The organism is Mesorhizobium sp. M7A.F.Ca.CA.004.12.1.1, assembly GCF_003997835.1.
Classification (GTDB): Bacteria; Pseudomonadota; Alphaproteobacteria; order Rhizobiales; family Rhizobiaceae; genus Mesorhizobium.
The window spans coordinates 1-5,127 of the sequence record NZ_RZRK01000453.1; the positions used below are offsets into that span (position 1 = coordinate 1).

At 62.5% G+C, this 5,127-nt stretch carries 4 protein-coding genes and 2 pseudogenes; all 6 read left to right on the forward strand.

Annotated elements, in window-relative coordinates; translation table 11 throughout:
- On the forward strand, positions 1-332 hold a 332-nt coding region (locus EN984_RS22205), incomplete at its 5' end, for a carbohydrate ABC transporter permease (protein ID WP_164765576.1).
- Positions 333-346: 14 nt separating this feature from the next.
- Positions 347-1,396 (forward strand): ABC transporter ATP-binding protein, encoded by a 1,050-nt coding sequence (locus EN984_RS22210; RefSeq protein WP_127267308.1) that lies wholly within the window; start codon positions 347-349, stop codon positions 1,394-1,396.
- Positions 1,386-2,498, forward strand: a pseudogene (locus EN984_RS38925) (amidohydrolase/deacetylase family metallohydrolase); the annotation flags it as partial. The gene EN984_RS22210 and the pseudogene EN984_RS38925, both read left to right, overlap by 11 nt.
- A gap of 66 nt (positions 2,499-2,564) precedes the next feature.
- Positions 2,565-3,959: pseudogene (locus tag EN984_RS38250) on the forward strand (aldehyde dehydrogenase family protein); the annotation flags it as partial.
- A gap of 65 nt (positions 3,960-4,024) precedes the next feature.
- A complete protein-coding gene (locus EN984_RS22220) occupies positions 4,025-4,513 on the forward strand; it encodes a hypothetical protein (protein WP_127270351.1) in 489 nt (162 codons plus the stop codon).
- On the forward strand, positions 4,510-5,127 hold a 618-nt coding region (locus tag EN984_RS22225; protein ID WP_164765577.1), incomplete at its 3' end, for an FAD-dependent oxidoreductase. The genes EN984_RS22220 and EN984_RS22225, both read left to right, overlap by 4 nt.

Consider the following 5,127-nt stretch of genomic DNA (forward strand, 5'->3'; position numbering starts at 1 on the left):
TTGAGCGCGCGGCACAGATCGACGGCTGCAGTCGCTGGACGATGTTCCGCAAGGTTCTGGTGCCCGTGGTGCGGCCGGCTATCGTCGCGGCGCTGATCTTCTGCTTCCTCGTGTCCTGGAACGAGTTTCTCTTTGCCATGATCCTGACCTCGACCCCCAAGACGCAGACAATCCCCGTCGTCATCGCAGGCTTTCTCAACCAGGCCCGTTTCTATGAATACGGACCGCTCTTTGCGGCCAGCGTGCTTGCCATCCTGCCGCCTGTGGCCGTTGCCTTCTTCTTCCAACGTTACCTCGTCCAGGGTGCGCTTTCCGGCGCGGTCAAGGGCTGAAAGGAGCTTCAAGCATGGCGTCGATCAAGATTGCCGGCCTTACCAAGCGGTTCGGGGCGATAGCTGTTTTGAAGGGTCTCGATCTTACGATCAACGATGGCGAGTTCATTTCCTTCCTCGGACCGTCGGGGTGCGGGAAATCGACTTTGCTGTTTTGCATCGCCGGCCTGGAGGATATCGACGAGGGATCCATCCGCTTCGACGACAAGGAGATTTCGGAGCTCGGTCCGCGTGAACGCAACATCGCGCTGGTCTTCCAGGATTACGCGCTCTACCCGCACATGACGGTGCGCGAAAACATCGCCTTTCCATTGCGCCAGCAGAAGCTGGACGAAGCGACCGTAGGCAAGCAGGTAGCCTGGGCAGCCGATGTTCTGGGCATCGAGGCCCTTCTCGATCGCCCGCCGGCGGCGCTTTCCGGCGGCCAGCGCCAGCGCGTTGCCGTTGGCCGCGCGATCGTCAGGAACCCTTCTGTCCTTCTCATGGATGAGCCGCTGTCAAATCTCGACGCCTCGCTGCGGGTGCGCATGCGCACCGAGATCCGACGCCTCCAGAAAGCGCTCGGCATTACCGTCATCTTCGTCACCCACGATCAGGAAGAGGCCATGGTGCTGTCGGACCGGATCGCAGTGATGAAGGACGGCGTCGTGCAGCAGTTCGGACCGCCGATGGAGGTCTATTCGGCTCCCGCCAACCAGTTCGTCGCCGGGTTTATCGGCAGCCCGCAAATGAACTTCCTGCCCGCCAATCTCTGTGGCGGGAGTTCTGACCGGATTCTTGGCGTGCGTCCCCACGACCTGAAGCCGGCGGCGCGCGGTAATGGTGGTCTCACCCTTTCGGGCGAACTCGTGCTGATCGAGCCCGCCGGGCCTTTCCAGTTCCTCGATGTCGACGTTGCCGGCCACATCGTCCGGGCAACCTGCAGCGATGCGTCGGGCCTGTCCGCGGGCGAACGCATCACTCTCTGCGCGAGCCCGGACGCTGTCCGCTATTTCGCCACCGAGGACGGCACCCGTATCAATCAGCGCTTCTTGGAAACCGAAAGCCGAATTCATGCCTTATGATCTCGTTTTGAAAAATGGTCGCGTCATCGATCCTTCCCAGGGTATCGACCAGGTCACCGATGTCGCCTTCGCCGCAGGAAAGGTCGCCGCCGTCGGTAACGGTCTTTCTGGAACCGAAGAACGAAACGTAGCGGGCCTTATCGTAACGCCCGGCCTGATCGATCTGCACACGCATGTTTACTGGGGCGGGACGTCGCTTGGGGTGGATCCGGACGCGTTTGCCCGCAAGAGCGCGGTTTCGACCTGCGTCGACACGGGAAGTGCCGGACCGGGAAATTTCCCCGGATTTCGCAAGCATGTGATCGAGCGAAGCACGGCTCGCATTCTCGTCTACCTGCATATCTCCTTCGCCGGCATCTATGGTTTTGCAAAGAACATCATGATCGGCGAAAGCCATGACATGCGGCTTCTTGCCGGCCGCGAGGCCGTCGAGGTCATCAACGCCAACCGCGACATAATCATCGGGGTGAAGGTGCGCATCGGTCGCCACGCCTCTGGCCCCGCCGGTATCCAGCCTCTCGATGTCGCCCTGCAGGTCGCCGACGAGACGGGCCTGCCATTGATGGCCCATATCGATGAGCCACCCCCTTCCTACGAGGCCGTCGTCTCGCGCCTGCGAGCTGGCGATGTACTGACCCATTGTTTTCGACCCTTCCCTAATGCGCCCATCGACGGCGCAGGCAAGATCAAGCCGGAAATCCTCGAGGCGAGGGAACGAGGCGTCCTTTTCGATATCGGCCACGGGATGGGCTCCTTCTCCTGGAAAACGGCGCGCGCGATGATGGCGCAAGGCTTCCAGCCGGACACCATCTCCTCCGATGTTCATGCGCTCTGCATCGAGGGTCCGGCCTACGACCAGGTTACGACGCTTTCGAAATTCCTTGCGCTCGGCATGTCGATCAACGACATCATCGCAGCCTCGACCGTCAATGCGGCCAAGGCATTGCAGCGCCCAGAGCTTGGAACATTCAAGATTGGCTCGGCCGGGGATGCGAGCATCCTCGAATTGCGTAATGGCGCGTTTTCCCTTGAAGACACGCGCGGCGAGATTGTCGTTGCGCCTGAACGTATCTTTGCCGCCGGTCTGGTCATCGCGGGCCAGGATATCGGTACCGATGATCAAACGCTCGCTGCGGCGGCCGAATGGCAGACGGAGCCGGACACCATGCCGGCGGTCAATCCCGCAACCGGGGAGACCATTGCCCAGTTGCCGCGATCAGGCCGCGAGACGGTACAACGGGCTGTCGCGGCTGCAAAAGCAGCCGCGCCGACATGGGCCGGCATGCCGGTTTTCAAGCGCGCCGCGATCTGCGTTGCCATCGCCTCGGCAATCGACGCGGCTCAAGAAAAGATCGCACGCCTCCTGTCGACCGAGCAGGGCAAAGTTCTTGCCGAGGCCATGGGTGAGGTCGGCAAGGCCGCCGACGGCTTCCGGCTCGCATCCGAACTCGTCAAGCAGCTGGGTGGCCAGACCTTGCCCGCCGAGGATCCGACGAAGCTCGTCATGACGATCCGCCAGCCGCGCGGGGTCTACGGAGTCATTACCCCTTGGAACTTCCCGGTCAACATCCCCGTCGAATATCTGGCACCGGGCATTGCGACCGGCAACACCATCGTCTGGGTGCCCGCCCCGTCGACCTCGCTGGTCGCCTGTGCCTTGATGGAGGTAATCGACGGCGCCGGTCTTCCCGCCGGCGTCATCAATCTGGTCATCGGTGAAGGCGCTACCGCCGGCGACGCCGTCGTGGTTCATCCCGACGTCGCGGCAATCGGCTTTACGGGCAGCGCGGCGACCGGCAAGAAAATCGCCGAGCGCGGCGCCGGCAAGCCGCTGCTCCTGGAACTGGGCGGCAACGGCCCGGTGATCGTTTTCGAGGACGCTGATCTTGACGCGGCGGCCGCCGCCGCGGCCGGCGGCGCATTCTTCAACGCCGGTCAGGTCTGCGCCGCGACGGGCCGCGTTCTCGCTCATCAGTCGGTTGCCGAAAGCCTCTGCGAAAAGCTCGTCGCCCATGCGCAAAAACATGTGCTTGGTGATCCCTTCCACCAGGGAACGACCATGGGGCCGCTGAACAACGCGAAGGTCGCAGCCAAGGTCAAGGAGCACATCGATGACGCAATCGCGCAGGGTGCCAAGGTGCTCTGTGGCGGCAAGCCGCGCCCCGATCTCGGCAGCGGGCTGTTTTTCGAGCCGACGATCATTACCGGCGTCACGCGCGAGATGAAACTCAATCGCGAGGAAACCTTCGGCCCCGTCGTGCCCGTTCTCACTTTCAAGAACGAGGCTGAAGCGCTCGATCTGGCGCTCGACAGCGAATATGGCCTGTCGGTCGGCGTCTTCACGGCGAATGTGGCGCGGGGTGTTTCGGTCGCCAGGGCGATCCCCGCCGGGATCGTCAATATCAATGCCGGCAGCACATGGTGGGAAATTCACCTGCCCTTCGGCGGCGGAAGCGGCACCAAGAGCGGCATCGGCCGACTGGGCGGCGTGCACACGATGGAAGCCATGACCGAACTCAAGATGATCACCGTCACGATCGATCGAAAGGCAGGTGCGGCATGAGCCCTCAATCGCATGCTCTTGCCGGCGAACGGAATTCGCCGCTTTCTCCACCTGAGAGAACGCGGATGATCCGCGCTCTTGTCGATGAACTGATCCCTGGCAACGAGAGTTGGCCCTCCGCGTCCGAGGCCGGCGTGCACGGCATCGTGTCGATGCGCCTCTTTGCGGATTGGAGCGACGTGCAGACTACGGCACTGGCCGATCTGCTGGGCTGGGAAAGGGGTGGCCTTTCAAGCAGCAATGGCGACACCCGCATCGCGGCCGTCAAGGTCTTCGAGCAAGCCGACGCGGAGCTTTTCGACAAGATCTACACGGCGGTGACACTCGCTTATTACGAAACGCCCTTCGTCATCGAGGCCATTCGGAACACGGGGCGTCCGTACTCCCACCGGCCCCATCTGACCGGCTACGACATGGCGCCTTTCGATTTCAACCGGGACCAGCCAGCCCATCGGCGCGGCCATTACCTGGAGACCGAAAAGGTCAGGCCCGTCGACACGTCGCCGCTCGGGCTGGACACGGTAATGACAGATCGCTGGGGATTGGAAAGATGACAACAGATCGCATCTGTGACGTATTGATAGTGGGCGCCGGCGCGACAGGATCCTTGGCAGCACTGACACTTGCAGAAGCCGGTCTCGATGTCGTCTGCCTGGAACAGGGATCCTGGGTGGAGGCGAAAGACCATCCGCATCTCCATTCCGACTGGTCGTGGCAGCGCCGGACCAACTGGAGCCCGGACGTCAACAAGCGCAGCCATCCGGACGATTTCCCCGTCAATTCGGACTCCTCGCAAATCCTGATGTGGAATGCCGTCGGCGGGTCAACCAATGTCTATGGCGCAATCTGGCCACGCTATCGTCCTTCCGATTTCCGCAAGGGCACGGAGCATGGTCTTCAGCCGGACTGGCCGATCACGTATGAGGATCTCGCCTCCTTTTACGAGCAGGCCGACAAGCTCGTCGGCGTGTCGGGCCTTGCCGGCGACCTGGCCATGCCGCCACGAGACCGCTGTCCGACCCCGCCGATGCCTGTGTCCAAGGTGGCGAAGCGCCTTGCTTCCGGTTTCGATGCGCTTGACTGGCACTGGTGGCCGGTCGAGGCTGCGGCGATCTCCGAGGATTATGACGGTCGGCCGGCCTGCAACAACTGCGGCACATGCAACGGC